At 56.0% G+C, this 22,088-nt stretch carries 19 protein-coding genes; all 19 read left to right on the forward strand.

The window, feature by feature from the left end:
- Positions 1–62: 62 nt before the first annotated feature.
- The 19 genes from mtnA to ACTJKS_RS01600 all read left to right on the forward strand — a co-directional run bounded on the left by mtnA (position 63) and on the right by ACTJKS_RS01600 (position 22,088).
- The gene (gene mtnA / locus ACTJKS_RS01510; protein WP_086794158.1) at positions 63–1,139 is read left to right on the forward strand and encodes an S-methyl-5-thioribose-1-phosphate isomerase; all 1,077 of its coding nucleotides are present in this window, start codon (positions 63–65) and stop codon (positions 1,137–1,139) included.
- 425 nt (positions 1,140–1,564) lie between these two features.
- Complete coding sequence (gene gyrA / locus ACTJKS_RS01515; RefSeq protein WP_041069368.1) at positions 1,565–4,219, forward strand: DNA gyrase subunit A; 2,655 nt, start codon at positions 1,565–1,567, stop codon at positions 4,217–4,219.
- Positions 4,220–4,440: 221 nt separating this feature from the next.
- Positions 4,441–5,526 carry a 3-phosphoserine/phosphohydroxythreonine transaminase gene (gene serC, locus ACTJKS_RS01520; protein ID WP_108183444.1) on the forward strand — a complete coding sequence of 362 codons (1,086 nt, stop codon included), beginning with the start codon at positions 4,441–4,443 and terminating at the stop codon, positions 5,524–5,526.
- The gene (gene pheA, locus ACTJKS_RS01525) at positions 5,526–6,620 is read left to right on the forward strand and encodes a prephenate dehydratase (RefSeq protein ID WP_041069374.1); all 1,095 of its coding nucleotides are present in this window, start codon (positions 5,526–5,528) and stop codon (positions 6,618–6,620) included. The genes serC and pheA overlap by 1 nt, the downstream gene beginning before the upstream one ends.
- A 13-nt stretch (positions 6,621–6,633) precedes the next feature.
- Entirely contained in the window at positions 6,634–7,746 is a 1,113-nt protein-coding gene (gene hisC, locus ACTJKS_RS01530) for a histidinol-phosphate transaminase (RefSeq protein ID WP_086794154.1), read from the forward strand.
- Between the two features lie 28 nt (positions 7,747–7,774).
- Positions 7,775–9,982, forward strand: coding sequence for a bifunctional prephenate dehydrogenase/3-phosphoshikimate 1-carboxyvinyltransferase (locus ACTJKS_RS01535; RefSeq protein ID WP_262948502.1), 2,208 nt, complete (start codon positions 7,775–7,777; stop codon positions 9,980–9,982).
- A complete protein-coding gene (gene cmk, locus ACTJKS_RS01540) occupies positions 9,979–10,668 on the forward strand; it encodes a (d)CMP kinase (RefSeq protein ID WP_108183442.1) in 690 nt (229 codons plus the stop codon). The genes ACTJKS_RS01535 and cmk overlap by 4 nt, the downstream gene beginning before the upstream one ends.
- A gap of 119 nt (positions 10,669–10,787) precedes the next feature.
- Positions 10,788–12,470 (forward strand): 30S ribosomal protein S1, encoded by a 1,683-nt coding sequence (gene rpsA / locus ACTJKS_RS01545; RefSeq protein WP_041069380.1) that lies wholly within the window; start codon positions 10,788–10,790, stop codon positions 12,468–12,470.
- A gap of 196 nt (positions 12,471–12,666) precedes the next feature.
- Positions 12,667–12,945: a hypothetical protein gene (locus ACTJKS_RS01550; protein WP_108183441.1), complete on the forward strand. Its 279-nt coding sequence runs from the start codon at positions 12,667–12,669 to the stop codon at positions 12,943–12,945.
- Between the two features lie 153 nt (positions 12,946–13,098).
- Complete coding sequence (ihfB, locus tag ACTJKS_RS01555; RefSeq protein ID WP_077047287.1) at positions 13,099–13,392, forward strand: integration host factor subunit beta; 294 nt, start codon at positions 13,099–13,101, stop codon at positions 13,390–13,392.
- A gap of 27 nt (positions 13,393–13,419) precedes the next feature.
- Positions 13,420–13,659 (forward strand): LapA family protein, encoded by a 240-nt coding sequence (locus tag ACTJKS_RS01560; protein ID WP_108183440.1) that lies wholly within the window; start codon positions 13,420–13,422, stop codon positions 13,657–13,659.
- Between the two features lie 231 nt (positions 13,660–13,890).
- Positions 13,891–14,967 (forward strand): dTDP-glucose 4,6-dehydratase, encoded by a 1,077-nt coding sequence (gene rfbB / locus ACTJKS_RS01565; RefSeq protein ID WP_108183439.1) that lies wholly within the window; start codon positions 13,891–13,893, stop codon positions 14,965–14,967.
- Positions 14,964–15,857, forward strand: coding sequence for a dTDP-4-dehydrorhamnose reductase (rfbD, locus tag ACTJKS_RS01570; RefSeq protein WP_108183438.1), 894 nt, complete (start codon positions 14,964–14,966; stop codon positions 15,855–15,857). The genes rfbB and rfbD overlap by 4 nt, the downstream gene beginning before the upstream one ends.
- Complete coding sequence (gene rfbA, locus ACTJKS_RS01575) at positions 15,854–16,744, forward strand: glucose-1-phosphate thymidylyltransferase RfbA (protein ID WP_108183437.1); 891 nt, start codon at positions 15,854–15,856, stop codon at positions 16,742–16,744. Before rfbD ends, rfbA begins: the two co-directional genes overlap by 4 nt.
- A 57-nt stretch (positions 16,745–16,801) precedes the next feature.
- Complete coding sequence (locus ACTJKS_RS01580; RefSeq protein WP_108183436.1) at positions 16,802–17,725, forward strand: glycosyltransferase; 924 nt, start codon at positions 16,802–16,804, stop codon at positions 17,723–17,725.
- Positions 17,722–18,684, forward strand: a complete 963-nt coding sequence (locus ACTJKS_RS01585; RefSeq protein ID WP_108183435.1) for a UDP-glucose 4-epimerase family protein — start codon at positions 17,722–17,724, stop codon at positions 18,682–18,684. The genes ACTJKS_RS01580 and ACTJKS_RS01585 overlap by 4 nt, the downstream gene beginning before the upstream one ends.
- The gene (locus tag ACTJKS_RS01590; protein WP_108183434.1) at positions 18,681–19,700 is read left to right on the forward strand and encodes an MraY family glycosyltransferase; all 1,020 of its coding nucleotides are present in this window, start codon (positions 18,681–18,683) and stop codon (positions 19,698–19,700) included. The genes ACTJKS_RS01585 and ACTJKS_RS01590 overlap by 4 nt, the downstream gene beginning before the upstream one ends.
- Before the next feature lie 472 nt (positions 19,701–20,172).
- Complete coding sequence (locus ACTJKS_RS01595) at positions 20,173–20,829, forward strand: ABC transporter permease (RefSeq protein WP_440828793.1); 657 nt, start codon at positions 20,173–20,175, stop codon at positions 20,827–20,829.
- Positions 20,829–22,088 (forward strand): ABC transporter ATP-binding protein, encoded by a 1,260-nt coding sequence (locus ACTJKS_RS01600; RefSeq protein WP_108183432.1) that lies wholly within the window; start codon positions 20,829–20,831, stop codon positions 22,086–22,088. Before ACTJKS_RS01595 ends, ACTJKS_RS01600 begins: the two co-directional genes overlap by 1 nt.

A 22,088-nucleotide genomic window follows, 5' to 3' on the forward strand; every position in this document is an offset into this window, starting at 1 on the left:
GAGCGTCTTCGCGGGGGGATCGCTATAATCGGCGGCTTTTGTTCATGAGTGCGGGGTGAGGGATGCGCGATCGACTGTTGGCTGCGGAGAAAGTAAAGGCCATCGATTGGCGAGATGGCGCGCTCCACCTGCTGGATCAGCGTATTTTGCCGTTCGAGGAAACCTGGATTGCCTACACCAGCGCGGCCGGTGTGGCTGAGGCGATTCGTTCGATGGTGGTACGTGGCGCACCGGCGATCGGCATCAGTGCGGCTTATGGCATTGTGCTGGCGGCCCGCGCACGGATCGCTGAGGGGGGGGACTGGTACGCGGCGCTGGAAGAGGATTTCGCCTTGCTGGCCGATTCCCGGCCGACAGCGGTCAATCTGTTCTGGGCGCTGAATCGCATGCACGATCGCCTGGACCGGCTGAAAGAAAACGCCGATCCGCTGGCGGCACTGGAAGCCGAAGCCATCGCCATTCATGAAAGCGACCGCGAAGCCAACCTGACCATGGCTCAGCTCGGTGTCGATCTGATCCGCAAGCATCAGGGCAACGCCCAGGCGATTCTCACTCACTGTAATACCGGCGCCTTGGCCACCGGTGGTTTCGGTACCGCGCTGGGGGTGATTCGCGCGGCCTATCTTGAAGGCATGGTAGAACGCGTCTACGCCGATGAAACCCGCCCGTGGTTGCAGGGGTCGCGCCTGACCGCCTGGGAGCTGGCGAACGAAGGCATCCCGGTGACGCTCAATGCTGACTCCGCCGCCGCGCACATCATGAAAACCAAAGGCGTGACCTGGGTGATCGTCGGTGCTGACCGCATCACTGCCAATGGCGACGTGGCGAACAAGATTGGCACCTACCAACTGGCGGTCAACGCCATGCACCATGGCGTGCGCTTCATGGTGGTGGCACCGAGTTCGACCATCGACATGCATCTGGCCAGCGGCGACGACATTCCGATCGAGGAACGTGATGGCGCCGAATTGCTGGAGGTCGGTGGCAAGCGGGTGGGCGCAGACGTTGAAGCGTTCAACCCGGTGTTTGATGTGACGCCGGCCGATCTGATCGATGCGATCGTCACTGAAAAGGGCATCGTCGAGCGTCCGGATACGGCGAAAATGGCTCAGTTGATGTGCCGCAAACGCCTGCATTGATGGGTCGCGGCGTCTGCAAGGACGCCATCGCTGGCAAGCCAGCTCCCACAGGTCTGGTGCTCGCCACCGATCCTGTGGGAGCTGGCTTGCCAGCGATGGGGGCCTGAAAGTCAATAAACATCGCAAAACCTGACCTCAAAACTGCATTCAAAGAAGCTCTGAGCCTCTCTCGTCCCCTTTACGCCTGTCATCGGTCAACTAACTATGCTCCATGCGCATCTGGGGGATAGGTGCGTGGCGGCTCTTGTGATAACATCCGGCGTTTTCCGAGGCGGCTTTACGGAGCTGTCTTTACTGCGCAAATCCGTGGTTGTATCCGTTGATTTGTCGTAAGTCGGCGCACGGCACTCAGCCTGCCCCGACGAGCTTCGTACATCCCATATGGATATGACGAAGTTTCACCAGAAAAAGGAATCAGGCTTCTCATGGGCGAACTGGCCAAAGAAATCCTCCCGGTCAATATCGAAGACGAGCTGAAACAGTCCTACCTCGACTACGCAATGAGCGTAATCGTCGGCCGTGCACTGCCGGATGCGCGCGATGGCCTCAAGCCCGTGCACCGTCGCGTACTGTTCGCGATGAGCGAGTTGGGCAACGACTTCAACAAGCCGTACAAGAAATCTGCCCGTGTTGTCGGTGACGTGATCGGTAAGTATCACCCGCATGGTGATACCGCGGTTTACGACACCATCGTCCGCATGGCTCAGCCTTTCTCCCTGCGATACCTGCTGGTTGACGGTCAGGGCAACTTCGGTTCGGTGGACGGCGACAACGCCGCGGCCATGCGATACACCGAAGTGCGCATGACCAAGCTGGCGCACGAACTGCTGGCCGACCTGCACAAGGAAACCGTGGACTGGGTGCCGAACTACGACGGTACCGAACTGATCCCGGCGGTCATGCCGACCCGCGTGCCGAACCTGCTGGTGAACGGTTCCAGCGGTATTGCCGTGGGCATGGCGACCAACATTCCGCCGCACAACCTCGGTGAAGTCATCGACGGTTGCCTGGCCCTCATCGACAATCCCGAGCTGACCGTCGATGAGCTGATGCAATACATCCCCGGTCCGGACTTCCCGACGGCCGCGATCATCAACGGTCGTGCCGGCATTATCGAAGCCTACCGCACCGGTCGTGGCCGCATTTACATGCGTGCGCGTTCGATCATCGAAGACATCGACAAGGTCGGTGGTCGTCAGCAGATCGTCATCACTGAACTGCCGTATCAGCTGAACAAGGCGCGTCTGATCGAGAAGATCGCCGAGCTGGTCAAAGAGAAGAAGCTCGAAGGCATCACCGAGCTGCGCGACGAGTCCGACAAGGACGGTATGCGCGTCGTGATCGAACTGCGTCGCGGCGAAGTGCCTGAGGTGATCCTCAACAACCTCTACGCCCAGACCCAGCTGCAATCGGTATTCGGCATCAACATCGTCGCGCTGATTGACGGCCGTCCACGCATCCTCAACCTCAAGGATCTGCTGGAAGCCTTCGTTCGTCACCGTCGCGAAGTGGTCACCCGTCGTACCGTATTCGAGCTGCGCAAGGCCCGCGAGCGTGGTCACATCCTCGAAGGTCAGGCCGTTGCCCTGTCGAACATCGACCCGGTGATTGCTCTGATCAAGGCGTCGCCGACTCCGTCGGAAGCCAAGGAAGCGCTGGTCAGCACCCCTTGGGAATCCTCGGCGGTGGTGGCGATGGTGGAACGTGCCGGCGCCGATTCGTGCCGTCCGGAAAACCTCGATCCGCAATACGGTTTGCGCGAAGGCAAGTACTTCCTGTCGCCAGAGCAGGCACAAGCCATTCTGGAGCTGCGTCTGCACCGTCTGACCGGTCTGGAGCACGAGAAGCTGCTGGCCGAGTATCAAGAGATTCTCAACCAGATCGGCGAGCTGATCCGCATCCTCAACAGCGCCGTGCGCCTGATGGAAGTGATCCGCGAAGAACTGGAAGTGATCCGCGCCGAATACGGCGACGTACGTCGCACCGAGATTCTCGATGCGCGTCTCGATCTGACCCTGGGCGACATGATCCCGGAAGAAGAGCGCGTCGTGACCATTTCCCACGGTGGCTACGCCAAGACCCAGCCATTGGCTGCGTACCAGGCTCAGCGTCGTGGCGGCAAAGGCAAGTCGGCCACCGGCGTCAAGGATGAGGATTACATCGCTCACCTGCTGGTGGCCAACAGTCACACCACGCTGCTGCTGTTCTCCAGCAAAGGCAAGGTGTACTGGCTGAAGACTTACGAAATTCCGGAAGCGTCCCGCGCCGCCCGTGGTCGTCCGTTGGTCAACCTGCTGCCGCTGGATGACGGTGAATACATCACCACCATGCTGCCGGTCGAGGAATACACCGAAGGTCATTACATCTTCATGGCGACCGCCAACGGCACCGTGAAGAAGACTCCGCTGGAATCCTTCAGCCGTCAGCGCAGCGTCGGTCTGATCGCGCTGGAACTGGACGAAGGCGACGTGCTGATCTCTGCGGCCATCACCGATGGCGAGCGCGAAGTGATGCTGTTCTCCGATGGCGGCAAAGTGACGCGCTTCAAAGAGTCCGACGTCCGTGCCATGGGCCGTACCGCCCGTGGTGTACGCGGCATGCGTCTGCCGGAAGGGCAGAAGCTGATTTCGATGCTGATCCCGGAAGAAGGCAGCCAGATCCTCACTGCTTCCGAGCGTGGTTATGGCAAGCGCACCGCGATCACCGAGTTCCCAGAGTACAAACGTGGCGGTCAGGGCGTGATCGCCATGGTCAGCAACGAGCGTAACGGCCGTCTGGTCGGTGCGGTTCAGGTGCTCGACGGCGAAGAAATCATGCTGATTTCCGATCAGGGCACGCTGGTACGTACCCGTGTCGACGAAGTGTCGAGCCTGGGTCGTAACACCCAGGGCGTGACTCTGATCAAACTGGCCAAGGATGAAACCCTGGTCGGTCTGGAGCGGGTTCAGGAGCCATCGGAAGTCGAAGGCGACGAGCTTGAAGGTGAAGAGGGTGCCGAGTTCGAGGGAGATGTCGTGATCGACGACGTTGCCGAGGACCAGCAACTCGACGCCGCAGCTGACGAAGAGCCGCAGGAATAAGCGGACAAGCAAGGGGGCGGATGAAAATTCGCCCCCTTGTTATTTGTCCGGTATGAAATATCGGCGCCCATGACGAACCCTGTGGGAGCGAGCTTGCTCGCGAAAGCGGAGCAACAGGCGACATCGTTGTTGAATGTCAGTCCGCCTTCGCGAGCAAGCTCGCTCCCACAGGATCGGCGCCGACTGATATGTGATACCACCAAATCAGAGCGAGATTGGATGTGAGCAAGCGAGCCTATAACTTCTGTGCCGGTCCTGCGGCGCTTCCTGAAGCTGTCCTGCAACGTGCCCAGGGTGAACTCCTTGATTGGCATGGCAAGGGTCTGTCGGTCATGGAAATGAGCCATCGCAGCGATGAGTTCGTGTCCATTGCCACCCAGGCCGAGCAGGATCTGCGTGACCTGCTGAATATCCCGTCGAACTATAAAGTGCTGTTTCTGCAAGGCGGCGCCAGCCAGCAGTTTGCGCAGATTCCGCTGAACCTGTTGCCGGAAAACGCCAGCGCCGACTATATCGACACCGGTATCTGGTCGCAGAAAGCCATCGAAGAAGCCTCGCGCTACGGCCACGTCAACGTTGCCGCTACCGCCAAGCCTTACGACTATTTCGCCATCCCGGGTCAGAACGAATGGAAGCTGTCGAAAGACGCCGCTTACGTTCACTACGCGCCGAACGAAACCATCGGCGGTCTGGAATTCCAGTGGATCCCGGAAACCGGTGATGTACCGCTGGTGGCTGATATGTCTTCGGACATCCTCTCGCGTCCGGTCGACATCTCGCGTTTCGGCATGATCTACGCCGGCGCACAGAAGAACATCGGCCCGAGCGGTATCGTCGTCAACATCATCCGCGAAGACCTGCTGGGCAAGGCACGTTCGCTGTGCCCGACCATGCTCGACTACAAGGTCGCGGCCGATAACGGTTCGATGTACAACACTCCGCCGACCCTGGCCTGGTACCTCTCCGGTCTGGTGTTCCAGTGGCTGAAAGAGCAGGGCGGCGTTGAAGCGATCGCCAAACTGAATGACGTCAAGCAGCGCACGCTGTACGACTTCATCGACGCCAGTGGCCTCTACAGCAACCCGATCAACAAGTCGGACCGCTCGTGGATGAACGTGCCGTTCCGTCTGGCTGATGATCGCCTGGACAAACCGTTCCTGGCCGGTGCCGATGCGCGCGGTCTGCTCAACCTCAAGGGCCACCGCTCCGTGGGCGGCATGCGTGCCTCCATCTACAACGCCGTCGACATCAACGCCGTCAACGCGCTGGTGGCGTACATGGCTGAATTCGAGAAGGAACACGGCTGATGTCCGAGCAAGAACTCAAGGCCCTGCGCCTGCGTATTGACGCTCTGGACGAAAAGGTCCTGGAACTGATCAGTGAGCGTGCGCGCTGCGCCCAGGAAGTTGCGCGAGTCAAGATGGCCTCGCTGGCCGAAGGCGAAGTGCCGGTGTTCTATCGTCCCGAGCGTGAAGCTCAGGTGCTCAAACGCGTGATGGAGCGCAATCAGGGGCCGCTGGGCAACGAAGAGATGGCGCGGTTGTTCCGCGAAATCATGTCCTCTTGTCTGGCGCTCGAGCAGCCACTAAAAGTGGCTTACCTCGGCCCTGAAGGCACCTTCACTCAAGCAGCGGCGATGAAGCACTTCGGTCACGCGGTGATCAGCAAGCCGATGGCGGCGATCGACGAAGTGTTCCGTGAAGTGGCGGCGGGTGCGGTGAACTTCGGCGTGGTGCCGGTGGAGAACTCCACCGAAGGCGCGGTCAACCACACCCTCGACAGCTTCCTCGAACACGACATGGTGATCTGCGGCGAAGTCGAGCTGCGCATTCACCATCACCTGCTGGTCGGTGAAAACACCAAGACCGACAGCATCAGCCGCATCTACTCCCACGCGCAGTCGCTGGCCCAGTGCCGCAAGTGGCTGGACGCGCACTACCCGAATGTCGAGCGCGTGGCGGTGGCGAGCAACGCCGAAGCGGCGAAGCGGGTCAAGGGTGAGTGGAACTCGGCGGCGATTGCCGGCGACATGGCTGCTGGCTTGTATGGCCTGACCCGTCTGGCCGAGAAGATCGAAGATCGTCCGGACAATTCGACGCGCTTCCTGATGATCGGTAATCAGGAAGTGCCGCCGACCGGCGACGACAAAACCTCGATCATCGTCTCGATGAGCAACAAGCCTGGCGCGCTGCATGAGCTGCTGGTGCCGTTCCATGACAACGGGATCGACCTGACCCGGATCGAAACCCGTCCGTCGCGCAGTGGCAAATGGACCTACGTGTTCTTCATCGACTTCGTCGGCCACCACCGTGATCCGTTGATCAAGGGTGTGCTGGAAAAGATCAGTCAGGAAGCAGTGGCACTCAAAGTGCTGGGTTCCTACCCGAAAGCAGTTCTTTAAGGGGCGGTAGCAAATGAGTGGCAACTTCCTCGCTCTGGCACAGCCGGGCGTGCAACAACTTTCGCCGTACGTTCCGGGCAAGCCTGTGGACGAACTGGCGCGCGAGCTGGATCTGGATCCGGCGAAAATCGTCAAGCTGGCAAGCAATGAAAACCCGCTGGGCGCCAGCCCGAAAGCGCTGGCGGCAATCCGTGATGAGCTGGCCGAGCTGACCCGTTATCCGGACGGCAACGGCTTCGCGCTGAAATCGCTGTTGGCCGAGCAGTGCCGCGTCGAGCTGAACCAGGTAACCCTGGGCAACGGCTCCAACGACATTCTCGAGCTCGTGGCGCGCGCCTATCTGGCGCCGGGTCTGAACGCCGTGTTCAGTGAGCATGCGTTTGCCGTTTACCCGATCGCCACCCAGGCGGTCGGCGCGCAGGCCAAAGTGGTGCCGGCCAAGGACTGGGGGCACGACTTGCCTGCGATGCTCGCGGCCATCGATGCCAACACTCGTGTGGTGTTCATCGCCAACCCGAACAATCCGACCGGCACCTGGTTCGGCGCCGAAGCATTGGACGAGTTCCTGCAGGACGTGCCGGAGCATGTGTTGGTGGTGCTGGACGAGGCGTACATCGAGTACGCCGAAGGCAGCGACCTGCCGGACGGTCTGGATTTCCTCGCGGCGTACCCGAATCTGCTGGTATCGCGCACGTTCTCCAAGGCCTACGGCCTGGCAGCGCTGCGCGTCGGTTATGGCCTGTCCACTGCGGTAGTAGCGGACGTGCTCAACCGTGTGCGCCAGCCATTCAACGTCAACAGCCTGGCTCTGGCCGCAGCCTGTGCGGCGCTGAAGGACGACGAGTATCTGGCGCAAAGCCGTCAGCTCAACGAATCCGGCATGCAGCAACTGCAGGCGGGTTTCCGTGAGCTGGGTCTGAGCTGGATCGAGTCCAAAGGCAACTTCATCTGCGTCGATCTTGGTCAGGTCGCTGCACCGGTTTTCCAGGGGCTGCTGCGTGAAGGCGTGATCGTGCGTCCGGTGGCCAATTACGGCATGCCGAACCACCTGCGGGTGACCATCGGTCTGCCGGCGGAAAACAGCCGCTTCCTTGAAGCGCTGCGCAAGGTTCTGGCTCGTGGGTGATGTCACTGCTCTGCAATCTGCTGCACCTATGATCGGTCGCCTTGTGGTGGTCGGTCTGGGGTTGATCGGTGGTTCGTTTGCCAAAGGCTTGCGTGAAAGCGGCATCTGCCGTGAAGTGGTCGGGGTCGATCTCGACCCGCAATCGCGCAGGCTGGCGGTCGAGTTGGGTGTGGTGGACCGTTGCGAAGACGACCTGATTGCTGCGTGTCAGGGCGCCGACGTGATTCAACTGGCGGTGCCGATTCTGGCCATGGAGAAGGTGCTCGCGCGTCTGGCGGGTGTCGATCTGGGCCAGGCGATTCTGACCGATGTCGGCAGCGCCAAGGGCAACGTGGTGCGCGCGGCGACCGAGGCGTTCGGCGGTATGCCGGCGCGTTTCGTGCCGGGGCATCCGATTGCCGGTTCCGAGCAGAGTGGGGTGGAAGCTTCCAACTCTGAGCTGTTCCGTCGGCACAAGGTGATTCTGACCCCGCTCGCGCAAACCGACCCGGCCGCGCTGGCGGTGGTCGATCGCTTGTGGCGTGAGCTGGGTGCCGATGTCGAGCATATGCAGGTCGAGCGCCACGACGAAGTGTTGGCCGCGACCAGTCATCTGCCGCACCTGCTGGCCTTCGGTCTGGTCGACTCGTTGGCCAAACGCAATGAAAACCTTGAGATCTTCCGTTACGCTGCGGGCGGTTTTCGCGATTTCACAAGAATCGCCGGAAGCGACCCGGTGATGTGGCACGACATCTTCCTCGCCAACCGCGAGGCTGTCCTGCGCACACTCGATACATTTCGCAGCGACCTCGACGCCTTGCGCGACGCGGTCGATGCAGGGGATGGGCACCAATTGTTGGGCGTCTTCACGCGCGCCCGGGTTGCCCGCGAGCATTTCAGTAAAATCCTGGCCCGCAGGGCCTATGTGGACGCTATGAATTCCAACGATCTGATTTTTCTGGCTCAACCTGGTGGCCGCTTGTCCGGTCGGATTCGCGTACCAGGTGACAAATCGATTTCCCACCGCTCGATCATGCTCGGCTCGCTGGCCGAAGGCGTGACCGAGGTTGAAGGTTTCCTCGAGGGTGAAGATGCCCTGGCGACCTTGCAGGCATTTCGCGACATGGGCGTGGTCATCGAAGGCCCGCACCACGGTCGGGTGACCATTCACGGCGTAGGCCTGAATGGCTTGAAGCCGGCACCTGGCCCGATCTATCTGGGCAACTCCGGCACCTCGATGCGTCTGTTGTCCGGCCTGCTGGCTGCGCAGAATTTCGACAGCACCCTGACGGGCGATGCGTCGCTGTCCAAGCGTCCGATGAATCGCGTGGCCAATCCGCTGCGTGAAATGGGCGCTGTGATTGAAACTGCTGCCGAAGGTCGTCCGCCGATGACCATTCGTGGCGGTCATAAGCTCAAGGGTCTGACCTACACCATGCCGATGGCCAGTGCTCAGGTGAAGTCCTGCCTGCTGCTGGCGGGTCTGTACGCGGAAGGCAAGACCACTGTCACTGAGCCGGCTCCAACCCGTGATCACACCGAGCGCATGCTGCGTGGTTTCGGCTACCCGGTGAGCGTTGATGGCGCGACCGCGTCGGTCGAGTCCGGCGGCAAGCTGACCGCGACCCACATTGAAGTGCCGGGCGATATCTCGTCGTCGGCGTTCTTTCTGGTGGCGGCGTCGATCGCCGAAGGTTCCGAGTTGGTGTTGGAGCACGTCGGCATCAACCCGACCCGTACCGGCGTTATCGACATCCTGCGGCTGATGGGCGCCGATATCACCCTGGAAAACCAACGTGAGGTCGGTGGCGAACCGGTAGCCGACCTGCGCGTGCGGGCAGCTAAACTGAAAGGTATCGAGATTCCGGAAGCGCTGGTGCCACTGGCGATTGACGAATTCCCGGTACTGTTCGTGGCGGCGGCCTGTGCCGAAGGTCGTACCGTGCTGACCGGTGCTGAAGAGTTGCGCGTCAAGGAATCGGACCGCATCCAGGTCATGGCGGACGGCTTGCTGGCGCTGGGCGTCAAGTGCCAGCCGACCCCGGACGGCATCATCATCGATGGCGGCCAGATCGGTGGCGGCGAAGTGCATGGTCACGGCGATCACCGTATCGCCATGGCCTTCAGTGTGGCCTCGCTGCGCGCCACTGCGCCGATCCGCATCCATGATTGCGCCAACGTCGCGACGTCGTTCCCGAACTTCCTCGCGCTGTGCGCGCAGGTCGGCATTCGTGTGGCTCAAGAGGCTCAGTCGTGAAAAACATTGCACCGGTCATCACCATCGATGGACCAAGCGGTTCGGGCAAGGGCACGGTCGCCGGGATTCTGGCCAAGCGTCTGGGCTGGAACCTGCTGGATTCCGGTGCGCTGTATCGCCTGCTGGCGTTCGCTGCGCACAACCATGGTGTCGACCTGACCAATGAAGAGTTGCTGAAAAAGCTGGCTGCTCATCTGGATGTGCAGTTCATCGCGGCGACTGAAGGTCAGCTGCAGCGCATCATTCTGGAAGGTGATGAAGTCAGCGATGTCATCCGTACTGAAAGTGTTGGCGCAGGCGCGTCCCAGGTAGCTGCGCTGCCGGCGGTGCGCGAGGCGCTGCTGCTGCGCCAGCGCGCCTTCCAGGAGGCGCCGGGGTTGGTGGCTGATGGTCGCGATATGGGTACGGTGGTTTTTCCCGATGCCCCATTGAAGATCTTCCTCACCGCCAGCGCCGAGGAGCGAGCGCGTCGCCGATATTTGCAGTTGAAGGGCAAAGGCGAGGATGTTAGTCTGTCGAGTCTGCTAGATGAGATCCGTGCACGCGACGAGCGTGATACCCAGCGTGCAGTGGCCCCGCTCAAGCCGGCGGCCGACGCGATTCAGCTGGATTCCACGGAGTTGTCCATCGATCAGGTGCTTGAACGCATCATGAGCGAGATCGCCATTCGCGATATCGCCGGGTGACCAAGAAGGCCGCAGGGGACCAGTCATAGTCCTGCAGCGCTTCTTTTAAATGAAACTAACCCACACCGTCTGGGGTGTGGAGATGGGCGTATTCTTCGCCCTCATCTACAGGAATTAAAATGAGCGAAAGCTTTGCGGAACTCTTTGAAGAAAGCCTAAAGACCCTGAACCTTCAGGCAGGCTCCATCATCACCGGTGTTATCGTTGATATCGATTACCAGGCTCGCTGGGTAACCGTTCACGCTGGCCTGAAGTCTGAAGCACTCATCCCGCTGGAACAGTTCTACAACGACGCTGGCGATCTGACTATCAATGTCGGTGACGAAGTTCACGTTGCTCTGGATTCGGTTGAAGACGGTTTCGGTGAAACCAAGCTGTCCCGTGAAAAAGCCAAGCGCGCTGAATGCTGGATCGTTCTGGAAGCAGCCTTCGCAGCTGAGGAAGTGGTCAAGGGCGTTATCAACGGTAAGGTTAAAGGCGGCTTCACTGTCGACGTTAACGGCATCCGTGCGTTCCTGCCAGGTTCCCTGGTTGACGTCCGTCCAGTGCGCGACACCACGCACCTGGAAGGCAAAGAGCTGGAATTCAAGGTCATCAAGCTGGACCAGAAGCGCAACAACGTTGTCGTTTCCCGTCGCAGCGTCCTCGAAGCCGAGAACTCCGCCGAGCGTGAAGCTCTGCTGGAATCCCTGCAGGAAGGCCAGCAAGTCAAAGGTATCGTCAAAAACCTCACCGATTACGGCGCATTCGTCGATCTGGGTGGCGTGGACGGCCTGCTGCACATCACCGACATGGCCTGGAAGCGCATCAAGCATCCTTCCGAGATCGTCAACGTTGGTGACGAAATCGACGTCAAGGTTCTGAAATACGATCGCGAACGCAACCGTGTTTCCCTGGGCCTGAAGCAACTGGGCGAAGATCCATGGGTTGCTATCAAAGCCCGTTACCCAGAAAGCACTCGCGTTACCGCTCGTGTAACCAACCTGACCGACTACGGCTGCTTCGCTGAGCTGGAAGAGGGCGTTGAAGGTCTGGTACACGTTTCGGAAATGGACTGGACCAACAAGAACATCCACCCTTCGAAAGTCGTACAAGTCGGCGACGAAGTGGAAGTCATGGTTCTGGACATCGACGAAGAGCGTCGTCGCATCTCCCTGGGCATCAAGCAGTGCAAGTCGAACCCATGGGAAGACTTCTCTGGCCAGTTCAACAAGGGCGACAAGATCTCCGGTACCATCAAGTCGATCACCGATTTCGGTATCTTCATTGGTCTGGACGGCGGCATCGACGGTCTGGTTCACCTGTCCGACATCTCCTGGAACGAAGTGGGCGAAGAAGCCGTACGCCGTTTCAAGAAGGGCGACGAGCTGGACACCGTCATCCTGTCGGTTGACCCAGAGCGCGAGCGCATCTCCCTGGGCATCAAGCAACTGGAAAGCGATCCGTTCTCCGAGTACGTCTCGGTTAACGACAAAGGCGCTATCGTTAAAGGCACCGTGAAAGAAGTTGACGCCAAAGGCGCCATCATCGTTCTGGCTGACGACATCGAAGCGACCCTGAAAGCCTCCGAAATCAGCCGTGACCGCGTTGAAGACGCGCGCAACGTTCTGAAAGAAGGCCAGGAAGTTGAAGCCAAGATCATCAGCGTTGACCGCAAGAGCCGCGTAATCCAGCTCTCGATCAAGTCGAAAGATGACGCTGAAGAGAAAGAAGCTATCCAGAGCCTGAACTCCGTTCAGGAAGCTCCAGCCGATACCACCATGGCTGCTCTGTTGAAGCAAGCAATGGCCAAACAGAACTAAGTTCTGCTTGATCATGAAAAAGGGCGACTTCGGTCGCCCTTTTTTGTGCCTGCGATTTGGGGGGGGGGCTAAGACTACGGTGAAACCAATCCCTTCAGCGGGTTGTCTGTTTCTTTAATCGGATCAATCGCCTATTCGCGACTAAGCTGGGTAGTAGTCGTGCAGTAGTCGGGCGTTGCCTGGCATAAGGAAGTGGATGAGCAGATTTATTGTGTTGATTGCAGTGTTGGTTTTGGCTGGCTGCACCACCAGTGCCAAGACGCATGCGGTACGTGGCGTGAGCGGAATCGAGATCGACTGCTCCGGCTTGGGGTCGGGGTGGGAGAAGTGCCAAAGGCGCGCGGCGAAGGAGTGCAAGGGGGCAGGTTACCGGGTGATCACCCGATCTGATCAGGCCAAGGATGAAGATGAATATCCGTTTGGCTTCAATCCCGCAGGCTACGTCACTCGGACCATGCTGGTGATGTGTCGCTGAATGAGTGCGGCTCCGGTTCGGTGCTTTTGTGCGCAGAAAACGGGCGTTTTGATGCCGAGAAAGATATGTCAATCCCTGGGCTGTTCAAAATCTTCCGGGCGTGCTAAAACCTTTCAAGCGCTGATCTAGCTGCTTGAAAAAGAAGGGAAAAATATGACGAAGTCGGAGTTGATCGAACGAATTGTCACCCATCAAGGGCTACTCTCATCCAAAGATGTGGAGCTGGCCATCAAGACCATGCTTGAACAAATGTCCCAGTGTTTGGCCACCGGTGATCGTATTGAGATCCGTGGGTTTGGCAGCTTCTCTTTGCATTATCGTGCGCCGCGTGTCGGGCGCAATCCTAAAACCGGTCAGTCTGTAAGTCTCGACGGAAAGTTTGTACCGCATTTCAAGCCAGGGAAAGAGCTGCGCGATCGCGTGAATGAAGAGGAGGAAGGGCTTTGACGGTTGTCGTGCTCCAGGGAGTCGGCTATGCGTAGATTCCAGCGTCTAGTGATAGCAATTTTTGTTTTGCTGCTTTTGTTTGCAGTCCTGACGTTCGTGCTTGAGAACCAGCAATCGGTTTCTCTATTGTTCCTTGGCTGGTCGGGGCCGCAACTCCCGGTTTCGGTGGTTATTGTTTTTGCAATGCTGGCTGGCATGCTGATCGGTCCCGTTTTGGGGTGGTTTCTGGGATATCGGTCTCGAGCTTCGCGCAAACGTCTTGCCTGATTGCGATGTGAAAGGAAAAGTAACCTAAACTTTAGCCACAGCTTGTCTATATCCATTAGTAAAACGTTCATTAAGCTGTAAAATGACGGGCTTGTCCGATGGTGGCATATTCCCACTTCGGTGCAGACTGAACTTTGACAGAAGTCTCGGCTCAATTGATGGCTTTTGCATTCATGGATTAGACAGAGCTCGGTAGGCGGCCCTGTCAGTAACTCAAGGGTATGGTTTCGCGTGAAAATTCTAGTAACCGGCGGTGCCGGTTTTATCGGTTCGGCCGTCATCCGTCATATCATTTCCAACACTGTCGATGCTGTGGTCAACGTCGATAAGCTTACCTACGCAGGTAACCTTGAGTCGTTGGCTGAAGTCAGCGGGAATTCGCGTTACGCGTTCGAGCGTGTCGACATCTGTGATCGTGACCAGATTGATCGTGTTCTGCGTGAGCACCAGCCGGATGCAATCATGCACCTGGCTGCCGAATCCCATGTCGATCGTTCTATTTCCGGTCCGTCCGAGTTCATTCAGACCAATATCATCGGCACTTACACCCTGCTGGAAGCTGCTCGCCATTACTGGGCTGCGCTGGATGAAACCCGTAAGGCAAACTTCCGTTTCCACCATATTTCGACTGACGAAGTTTATGGTGATCTTGAAGGGCCGGAAGACCTATTCACCGAAACTACGCCTTATCAGCCAAGCTCGCCGTACTCGGCCAGCAAGGCCAGCTCGGATCATCTTGTTCGGGCTTGGGCTCGGACTTACGGCCTGCCGACACTGGTGACCAACTGCTCGAACAACTATGGCCCGTGCCACTTCCCTGAGAAATTGATCCCGTTGATCATTCTCAATGCACTGGAAGGCAAGCCTCTACCGGTTTATGGCAAGGGGGATCAGATTCGTGATTGGCTGTTCGTCGAAGATCACGCTCGTGCACTGTACAAGGTCGTCACCGAAGGCGTGATCGGTGAGACTTACAACATCGGTGGCCATAACGAAAAGCAAAACATTGAAGTCGTTCACACCCTGTGTAACCTGTTGGATGAATTGCGTCCGGATTCCGCTCATCGTCCGCATGCGAGTTTGATCACTTATGTCCAGGATCGCCCTGGTCACGACCAGCGTTATGCTATTGATGCCAGCAAAATTCAGCGTGAGCTGGGCTGGTCGCCGGAAGAAACCTTCGATACAGGTATCCGTAAAACGGTTGAATGGTATCTGAGCAATGCCGAATGGGTGGCGAACGTGAAGAGCGGCAGCTACCAGCAGTGGATCGATCAGAATTACAGCGATCGTTCGGGCAAGGCATGAAAATTCTTCTGTTGGGAAAAAACGGTCAAGTGGGCTGGGAGCTGCAACGTTCCCTAGCTCCTCTTGGCGAGTTGATTGCACTGGATAGACATGCAGCAGGCGGATTGAGCGGTGACCTTTCGGATCTGGACGCGCTGCGAGCCACGATTCGCAAGGTCAAACCTGACATCATCGTCAATGCTGCTGCCTACACCGCAGTGGACAAGGCCGAGTCGGATACTGACTTGGCTGATCGCGTGAACAATGATGCATGTCGGGTCATGGCCGAAGAGATTGCTGATCTTGGGGGCTGGTTGATTCACTATTCGACGGATTATGTCTTCAGCGGGCAGGGCGACCAGCCTTGGCAAGAAGACCATGCGGTCGCTCCGGTGAATTACTATGGCGCCAGCAAGCTCGCCGGCGAGCGGGCAATCATCAGTTCTGGCTGCAAGCACCTGATTTTCCGAACCAGTTGGGTCTACGGCGCGCGCGGAAACAATTTCGCCAAGACAATGCTTCGTTTGGCCAAGGATCGCGAGACGCTGAGCGTTATCGCCGATCAGGTCGGCGCGCCGACCGGTGCCGATTTGATTGCTGACGTGACTGCACTGGCGATTTGGCAGTCCCGGTCGTGTCCTGAGCTGTCAGGCCTTTATCATCTTGCTGCCGGCGGGGAGGTGTCCTGGCACGGCTACGCGAGTCATGTAATCAACTTTGCGAAGGCTAATGGTGAGGAGCTTGCCGTTACTTCGATCAATTCAATTGAAACCACCGCATACCCCACACCTGCACGCCGACCACTGAATTCGCGATTAAGCACTCAGAAACTGCGTGAAAACTTTTCTGTACACCTGCCGGATTGGCAGAGTGGTGTAACCCGAATGCTTAGGGAAGTTCTGAACAAATGACCACGACCAATCGTAAAGGCATCATCCTCGCTGGCGGCTCAGGCACGCGTCTTCATCCGCTGACACTCGGTGTGTCCAAGCAGATGCTGCCGATTTACGACAAGCCGATGATTTTCTATCCGCTTTCAGTACTGATGCTTGCGGGCATGCGTGAAATCCTGATCATCTCGACGCCAGAAGATCTCCCGTGCTTCCGCAAGCTGCTCGGCGATGGCAGCCTCTACGGCATCAAGCTGACGTACGCTGTACAGCCTAGCCCGGATGGTTTGGCTCAAGCGTTCATCATTGGTGAAGAGTTCATCGGCAAGGATCCTTGCTGTTTGATTCTAGGCGACAACATTTTTTACGGACAACACTTCTCGGACAATTTGCGTTCCGCCAGCTCTCAGCAGCAGGGTGCTACCGTCTTCGGTTACCACGTGTCCGATCCCGAGCGTTTCGGGGTGGTTGAATTCGATGCTTCCGGTCGTGCTCTGAGCATCGAAGAAAAACCACTGAAGCCAAAGTCTAACTATGCTGTCACGGGTTTGTATTTCTACGACAATGATGTTGTTGAAATCGCCAAGAACATCAAGCCATCGGATCGCGGCGAGCTGGAAATCACTGATGTGAATCGCGCTTACCTGGAGCGTAAAACGCTGAAGGTCGAGATGCTTGGTCGTGGGTTTGCCTGGCTGGATACCGGGACTCACGATTCGTTGCTCGAAGCCAGTCACTTCGTGCATACGATCGAGCAGCGCCAGGGGCTGAAGGTGGCATGTCTGGAAGAAATTGCCTATCACAATGGATGGATCACGGCCGAACAGTTGGCGGCGCAGGCTGATGCTCTCAAGAAGACTGGCTACGGACAGTACCTGCAGAAGTTGCTGGACTCGCCCTCTCATTAACAGTGGGCATTTGCCTTTCCGAACATTAACGTTCGCACCGTTTTAAACAGGATTGGTATGCCAGTAAGACATCCCAAGGTTGCAGTTTTGCTGGCTGCCTTTAATGGTATGCAATGGATCAAGGAGCAACTGGCATCGATTCTGGAGCAGACCGGTGTTGACGTAACGGTGTATATCAGTATTGATCCTTCAACGGACGGTACTGAAGCCTGGTGCATTGAGTTCGCAGCTATTTATCCCCGCGCCGTCGTGCTGCCATCCGCAGGCAGCTTCGGCGGCGCATCGCGTAACTTCTTCCGACTGATTCGTGATGTCAACTTCGACAAATACGACTTTGTCGCATTCGCCGATCAGGATGACGTCTGGGGCAGAGATAAGCTTCAACGAGCGTGCGAAACACTTGACGCGCAAAATATTGATGGTTACTCCAGTAATGTCGTTGCGTTTTGGAGTAGCGGTAAAACGCATTTGATCGACAAGGCCCAGCCTCAAGTTGCCTGGGACTATTTGTTCGAAGCGGCCGGTCCAGGTTGTACCTATGTTTTGGGTCATACGCTTGCCAATGAGCTCAAGGCCGCAGTATGTGCAGACTGGGATAAAGTGCAGGAGGTCAGTCTGCACGACTGGTACTGCTACGCGTTTGCCAGAAGCAATGGTTTTCGCTGGTACACCGATCCGATACCCTCCATGCAGTATCGTCAGCATGAAAGCAATCAGGTGGGTGCTAACATCGGGATCAATTCGTTGTTGATGCGCTATAAATCCATTCACGATGGTTGGTGGTTTTCCCAAGTTCAGCTCATCGCAGAGTTGGTCGGGAAACACGAGGATCCATTTGTTCAACCTTGGTTTCGATTTGGGCGCAGGCAATTGATGAGGCTCTCATTTCATGCCTGGAAGTGTCGGCGGCGCGTGCGCGACAAAGTGTTCTTTTTCCTTATTTGCTGGGCTACGGCAATAATCGGGAAGAAAGCCCGATGAACAATACGAGTGTTTTGGTCACGGGTGCCACAGGCTTTGTGGGCGAAGCGGTGTTGTTGCGTTTGCTGCTCGACCGCAAGTTCGTACCTGTGGCTGCTGTTCGCGGCGCGTCACGTTTTGCAGGAATTTGCAAAGTAGTACCTTTGTCCCTTGGTGATGATTCGGAGTTGCCTTCTTTTGAGGGGGTTACGGCAGTAGTTCACTGCGCTGCACGTGTTCATGTGATGAATGAGACAGCCCAGGATGCTTTGGCCGAGTTTCGTAAGGTCAACGTTGACGGCACTGCCTACTTGGCGCGCAAAGCTGCAGCGGAGGGTGTAAGACGTTTCATTTTCATAAGTTCGATCAAAGTGAATGGCGAGCGCACCAATGAGGCGGCCCCCTTTAAATTCGATGACTTACCTGCACCTAAAGATTCTTATGGCCAATCCAAGTATGAGGCCGAGCAGATTTTACACAAGATCAGCCGGGAAACCGGCATGGAAGTGGTGATTATTCGTCCTCCATTGGTCTACGGTCCGGGCGTGAAGGCCAACTTTTTGACCATGATGAATTGGTTGAGCAAGGGGGTTCCGCTTCCTTTCGGAAAAATAGCCAATCGCCGGAGTCTGGTCTCGGTTAGCAATCTTGCTGATCTGGTCGTTCTTTGTGTGGATCACCCTGCTGCACCAGGCAATACCTTTTTAGTCAGTGATGGAGAGAGTCTTTCCACCACGCAGTTGCTGAAAAATATCGGCGATGCGCTGGGGCACCCGGCGTTGTTGCTTCCGGTTCCGGCATGGTTATTGAAAGGCTTGTTGCGTTTGTTGGGGCGAGGTCTGATAGCTCAGCGTTTGTTTGATTCGCTCGAAGTTGATATCTCGCGAACGCAAGAGGTTCTTGGGTGGACTCCTTTGGTGAGCGTGAGTCGTGCAATTCATCAGACAGTTGACCACTATCTGGATACCCAATCGAAATGATTTTTTGTGGATTATTATTGGCAGTATTCGTGGCTTCGTTAGTGCTGACTTATGCACTGCGAAATTATGCGCTAGCCAACAGCCTGATCGATATTCCAAACACGCGAAGTTCTCACACCATTCCTACACCGCGAGGCGGGGGCGTAGCGATTGTAGTCGCTTTCCTGATTGCGTTGCCTGTATCGCATTACTTGCAACTGATTGATTTACCGACACTTATTGGATTGTCCGGTGCTGGGGCGCTGGTGGCGGTGTTAGGGTTCGCCGATGATCATGGACACATTGCTGCAAGATGGCGATTGGTGGGGCACTTCGCCGCTGCTGGATGGGCATTGTACTGGCTGGATGGGGGAGGCGGGATTTCCCTGTTCGGCTACCTGATCGACCTGAAATGGCTTTCAAGCATTCTCTTCGCTGTGTACTTGGTCTGGATGCTCAACCTCTACAATTTTATGGATGGGATTGATGGATTGGCCAGCGTCGAGGCTATATCTGTCTGCCTGTCTGCCTGCCTTGTCTACTGGATGGCTGGCCATCAGGATTTGTCGTGGATGCCTCTGTTGATGGCAGGCTCTGTCGCCGGATTTCTCTGTTGGAATTTTCCTCCTGCCCGAATATTCATGGGGGACGCCGGTAGTGGTTTCCTGGGATTGATTATCGGCCTTCTGGCAATTATTGCGGGCAGGAATACACCTGATTTGCTGTGGTGCTGGTTGATATTGCTGGGGGTATTCATCGTCGATGCGACCTGGACACTCCTTCGCCGCCTTGTTCGTGGTGAAAAAATCTACGAAGCCCATCGCAGTCACGCTTATCAATACGCCTCCCGACATTATGGCAACCACAAAACAGTCGTTTACGCCGTTCTTGCAATCAACCTGCTTTGGCTCACTCCAGTAGCGATTTTGACCGGGATTGGGCTGATCTCCGGCCTGTTGGCGGTTTTCATTGCTTACATACCGCTGGTGCTGCTTGCATGCAAATACAAGGCAGGATTGTTGGAGACTCCGAAGTAGCCGGAGCAGCTCATGCTTGAGCTGTGTTGGCGAGTTTTCCTACAGTTATCTCGGAAATGTCAGATTTCTTACTTTGAAGATTTCTGTATTCTGCTCGAACAGGGTTCCTGCGCCAGTAGGTCCAAGGCATGTCAATCCAGAGCTTTTTACCTCCGAGCCGAGTCCGGCTCCTTGTACAGCTAACACTAAAATAACTTCGACTGGTTTACTGCATGACTGACTCGCCCCATGGTCTGTTCGCTGCTTCAATCTGATCAGGGTGAACTCTGCAGTAAGTTGGCGTGAATTTTGGTGGCTGAGGCGGAAAGGGCGCGATAACTGAGTCGAGGGGAGTGGTTTTATGCGTATATTCAGAGAGTTAGCACGAAATCACAGGGTGTTGTTGAGCCTGATACTCAATGATCTTCGCACCCGATATCTCACTAATTATCTTGGGATCTTGTGGGTGTTTATCTAGCCTGTCGCAACTACCCTGATCCTATATTTTGTTTTTCAGTTTGGATTCAAGGCGCCGGCACACACGTCTTTTCCATTTGTTTTATGGTTGGTATGTGGTCTGGTCCCATGGTTCTTTATTGTTGAATCTCTAAACTCGGGTTGTGCTTCAGTCAAGGAATACAGTTTTCTTGTTAAGAAGATTGTATTCGAAGTTTCTTTGTTGCCATTGGTGAAATTAGGCTCAGCGCTCGTAGTTCATATGTTTTTCATATCTATTTTGGTTGTGCTGTTGTTGGTATATGGTTACAAACCTACTGTGTATTGGTTTCAGATTGTCTACTACGTCTGTTGTCTGTTTGCCTTGCTGTTGGCTTTTGCATGGGTTACCAGTTCGTTGGTCGTGTTTTTTCCCGATCTGGCACAGCTGGTTTCCATGGCTGCGCAGTTTGGCTTCTGGCTGACGCCGGTGTTCTGGGATATCGATGCCATGGGCAGTCCGCTGTCTGAGTATCTTCGTCTGAGCCCATTTGCTTATGTGGTAGAAGGTTTCAGGGACACTTTCATTCGCGAGATCTGGTTCTGGGATCGCTTGAAGCAGACGATGTTCTTCTGGGGGATCGTGATCGTCCTGATGTTCGCAGGTCGTCGGATATTTAAAAAATTACGACCTCACTTTGCGGATGTCTTGTGATGAGTGAAGAAAATCCGGATATCATTGTTGTCAATAATATTTGTAAATCCTATCGCCTCTACAAAAAGCCGATCGATCGATTGATCGAGGCATTGTCCTTGTCGGGAAAAAAACGACATCAAGAGTTTCATGCCCTTTCGAACATCTCTTTCTCTGTGAGAAAAGGACAAACCGTCGGTATTCTGGGGGCGAACGGTGCCGGCAAGAGTACCTTGCTGAAAATCTTGACCGGTGTTCTTACCCCTTCGAGTGGACATGTCAAGGTAGTTGGAAGGGTGGCTTCGCTCTTGGAATTGGGGGCTGGCTTCAATCCCGATTATACCGGGATGGAGAATATTTATTTTCAAGGCTCATTGATGGGCTACAGCCATGCAGAGATGCGTGAGCGCGTTTCGGCAATCACCAGGTTTGCAGATATTGGTGAATTTATAGACCAGCCCGTAAGGATGTACAGCAGTGGCATGTTTGCCCGCTTGGCATTTTCGGTAGCGATTAATGTACAGCCTGATGTGTTGATAGTGGATGAAGCCCTGAGTGTTGGTGATGCGGGGTTTCAACTTAAATGCATGCTTGAAATGAAAGGCATGCAGGAGCGTGGTGCGACTATTCTGTTTGTCTCGCACGATACCCAATCAATTATAAGGTTTTGTCAATTTGTAATTGTTATGGAAAAAGGGCGAGTTGTGGATTGCAGTTCGGACGTCCTTAGTACAACCAAGGACTATGAGAAAAATATTAGGAATTGCTCAGTGTCGCCATCGAGCGGTTCTGATGAGAAGTATGTGGATGTTTCTTATCTGGATGAGCTGGCTGATATTTCTGAGACGAGGTTCGGCTCGGGTCAGGCGATAATAAACGCAGTGGATTTTTTTGGTTTTTCGGGTGTGCCTGATAATCGGTTTTTACCTGCTGAAGAAGTCAAGATGGTCTGCCGCATTAAGTCTTTTGGGACTATCAAGGATGTCGTTGTCGGTTATTCATTACGCAATACCAAGGGCGTTGATGTTGCGGGAGATAATACGCTCTTTGCGGGGCAAATAATTGATTTTCAAGAAGGTTTTTATGAGGTGAGTTTTTCTTATTCACTGAACGTCGCGCCAGGAGATTATTTTTTGTATATCGGTATGGCTAGTCTGGACGGTGAGCGTGTAGAGCTTGACCAGCGCTGGCCGCTGAGGAAAATCAGTATTTCGGGTGTGCGGCAGGTTGTTGGATCGGCTTTTTGCCCTTCATCTGTTTCCGTCGCGAAAGTGGTCTGA

Origin of the sequence: Pseudomonas sp. 22189, assembly GCF_052045635.1 — a bacterium.
In the GTDB taxonomy this organism is placed as follows: Bacteria; Pseudomonadota; Gammaproteobacteria; order Pseudomonadales; family Pseudomonadaceae; genus Aquipseudomonas; species Aquipseudomonas parakoreensis.

Excerpts from the sequence above, each read along its gene's own strand:
- rfbA (WP_108183437.1), top strand. The coding sequence starts at position 15,854 with ATGACCACGACCAATCGTAAAGGCATCATCCTCGCTGGCGGCTCAGGC.
- rpsA (WP_041069380.1), top strand. The coding sequence starts at position 10,788 with ATGAGCGAAAGCTTTGCGGAACTCTTTGAAGAAAGCCTAAAGACCCTG.
- pheA (WP_041069374.1), top strand. The coding sequence starts at position 5,526 with ATGTCCGAGCAAGAACTCAAGGCCCTGCGCCTGCGTATTGACGCTCTG.
- ACTJKS_RS01585 (WP_108183435.1), top strand. The coding sequence starts at position 17,722 with ATGAACAATACGAGTGTTTTGGTCACGGGTGCCACAGGCTTTGTGGGC.
- ihfB (WP_077047287.1), top strand. The coding sequence starts at position 13,099 with ATGACGAAGTCGGAGTTGATCGAACGAATTGTCACCCATCAAGGGCTA.
- ACTJKS_RS01560 (WP_108183440.1), top strand. The coding sequence starts at position 13,420 with ATGCGTAGATTCCAGCGTCTAGTGATAGCAATTTTTGTTTTGCTGCTT.
- ACTJKS_RS01550 (WP_108183441.1), top strand. The coding sequence starts at position 12,667 with ATGAGCAGATTTATTGTGTTGATTGCAGTGTTGGTTTTGGCTGGCTGC.
- ACTJKS_RS01535 (WP_262948502.1), top strand. The coding sequence starts at position 7,775 with ATGATCGGTCGCCTTGTGGTGGTCGGTCTGGGGTTGATCGGTGGTTCG.
- gyrA (WP_041069368.1), top strand. The coding sequence starts at position 1,565 with ATGGGCGAACTGGCCAAAGAAATCCTCCCGGTCAATATCGAAGACGAG.
- hisC (WP_086794154.1), top strand. The coding sequence starts at position 6,634 with ATGAGTGGCAACTTCCTCGCTCTGGCACAGCCGGGCGTGCAACAACTT.
- ACTJKS_RS01580 (WP_108183436.1), top strand. The coding sequence starts at position 16,802 with ATGCCAGTAAGACATCCCAAGGTTGCAGTTTTGCTGGCTGCCTTTAAT.
- rfbD (WP_108183438.1), top strand. The coding sequence starts at position 14,964 with ATGAAAATTCTTCTGTTGGGAAAAAACGGTCAAGTGGGCTGGGAGCTG.
- mtnA (WP_086794158.1), top strand. The coding sequence starts at position 63 with ATGCGCGATCGACTGTTGGCTGCGGAGAAAGTAAAGGCCATCGATTGG.
- ACTJKS_RS01590 (WP_108183434.1), top strand. The coding sequence starts at position 18,681 with ATGATTTTTTGTGGATTATTATTGGCAGTATTCGTGGCTTCGTTAGTG.
- ACTJKS_RS01600 (WP_108183432.1), top strand. The coding sequence starts at position 20,829 with ATGAGTGAAGAAAATCCGGATATCATTGTTGTCAATAATATTTGTAAA.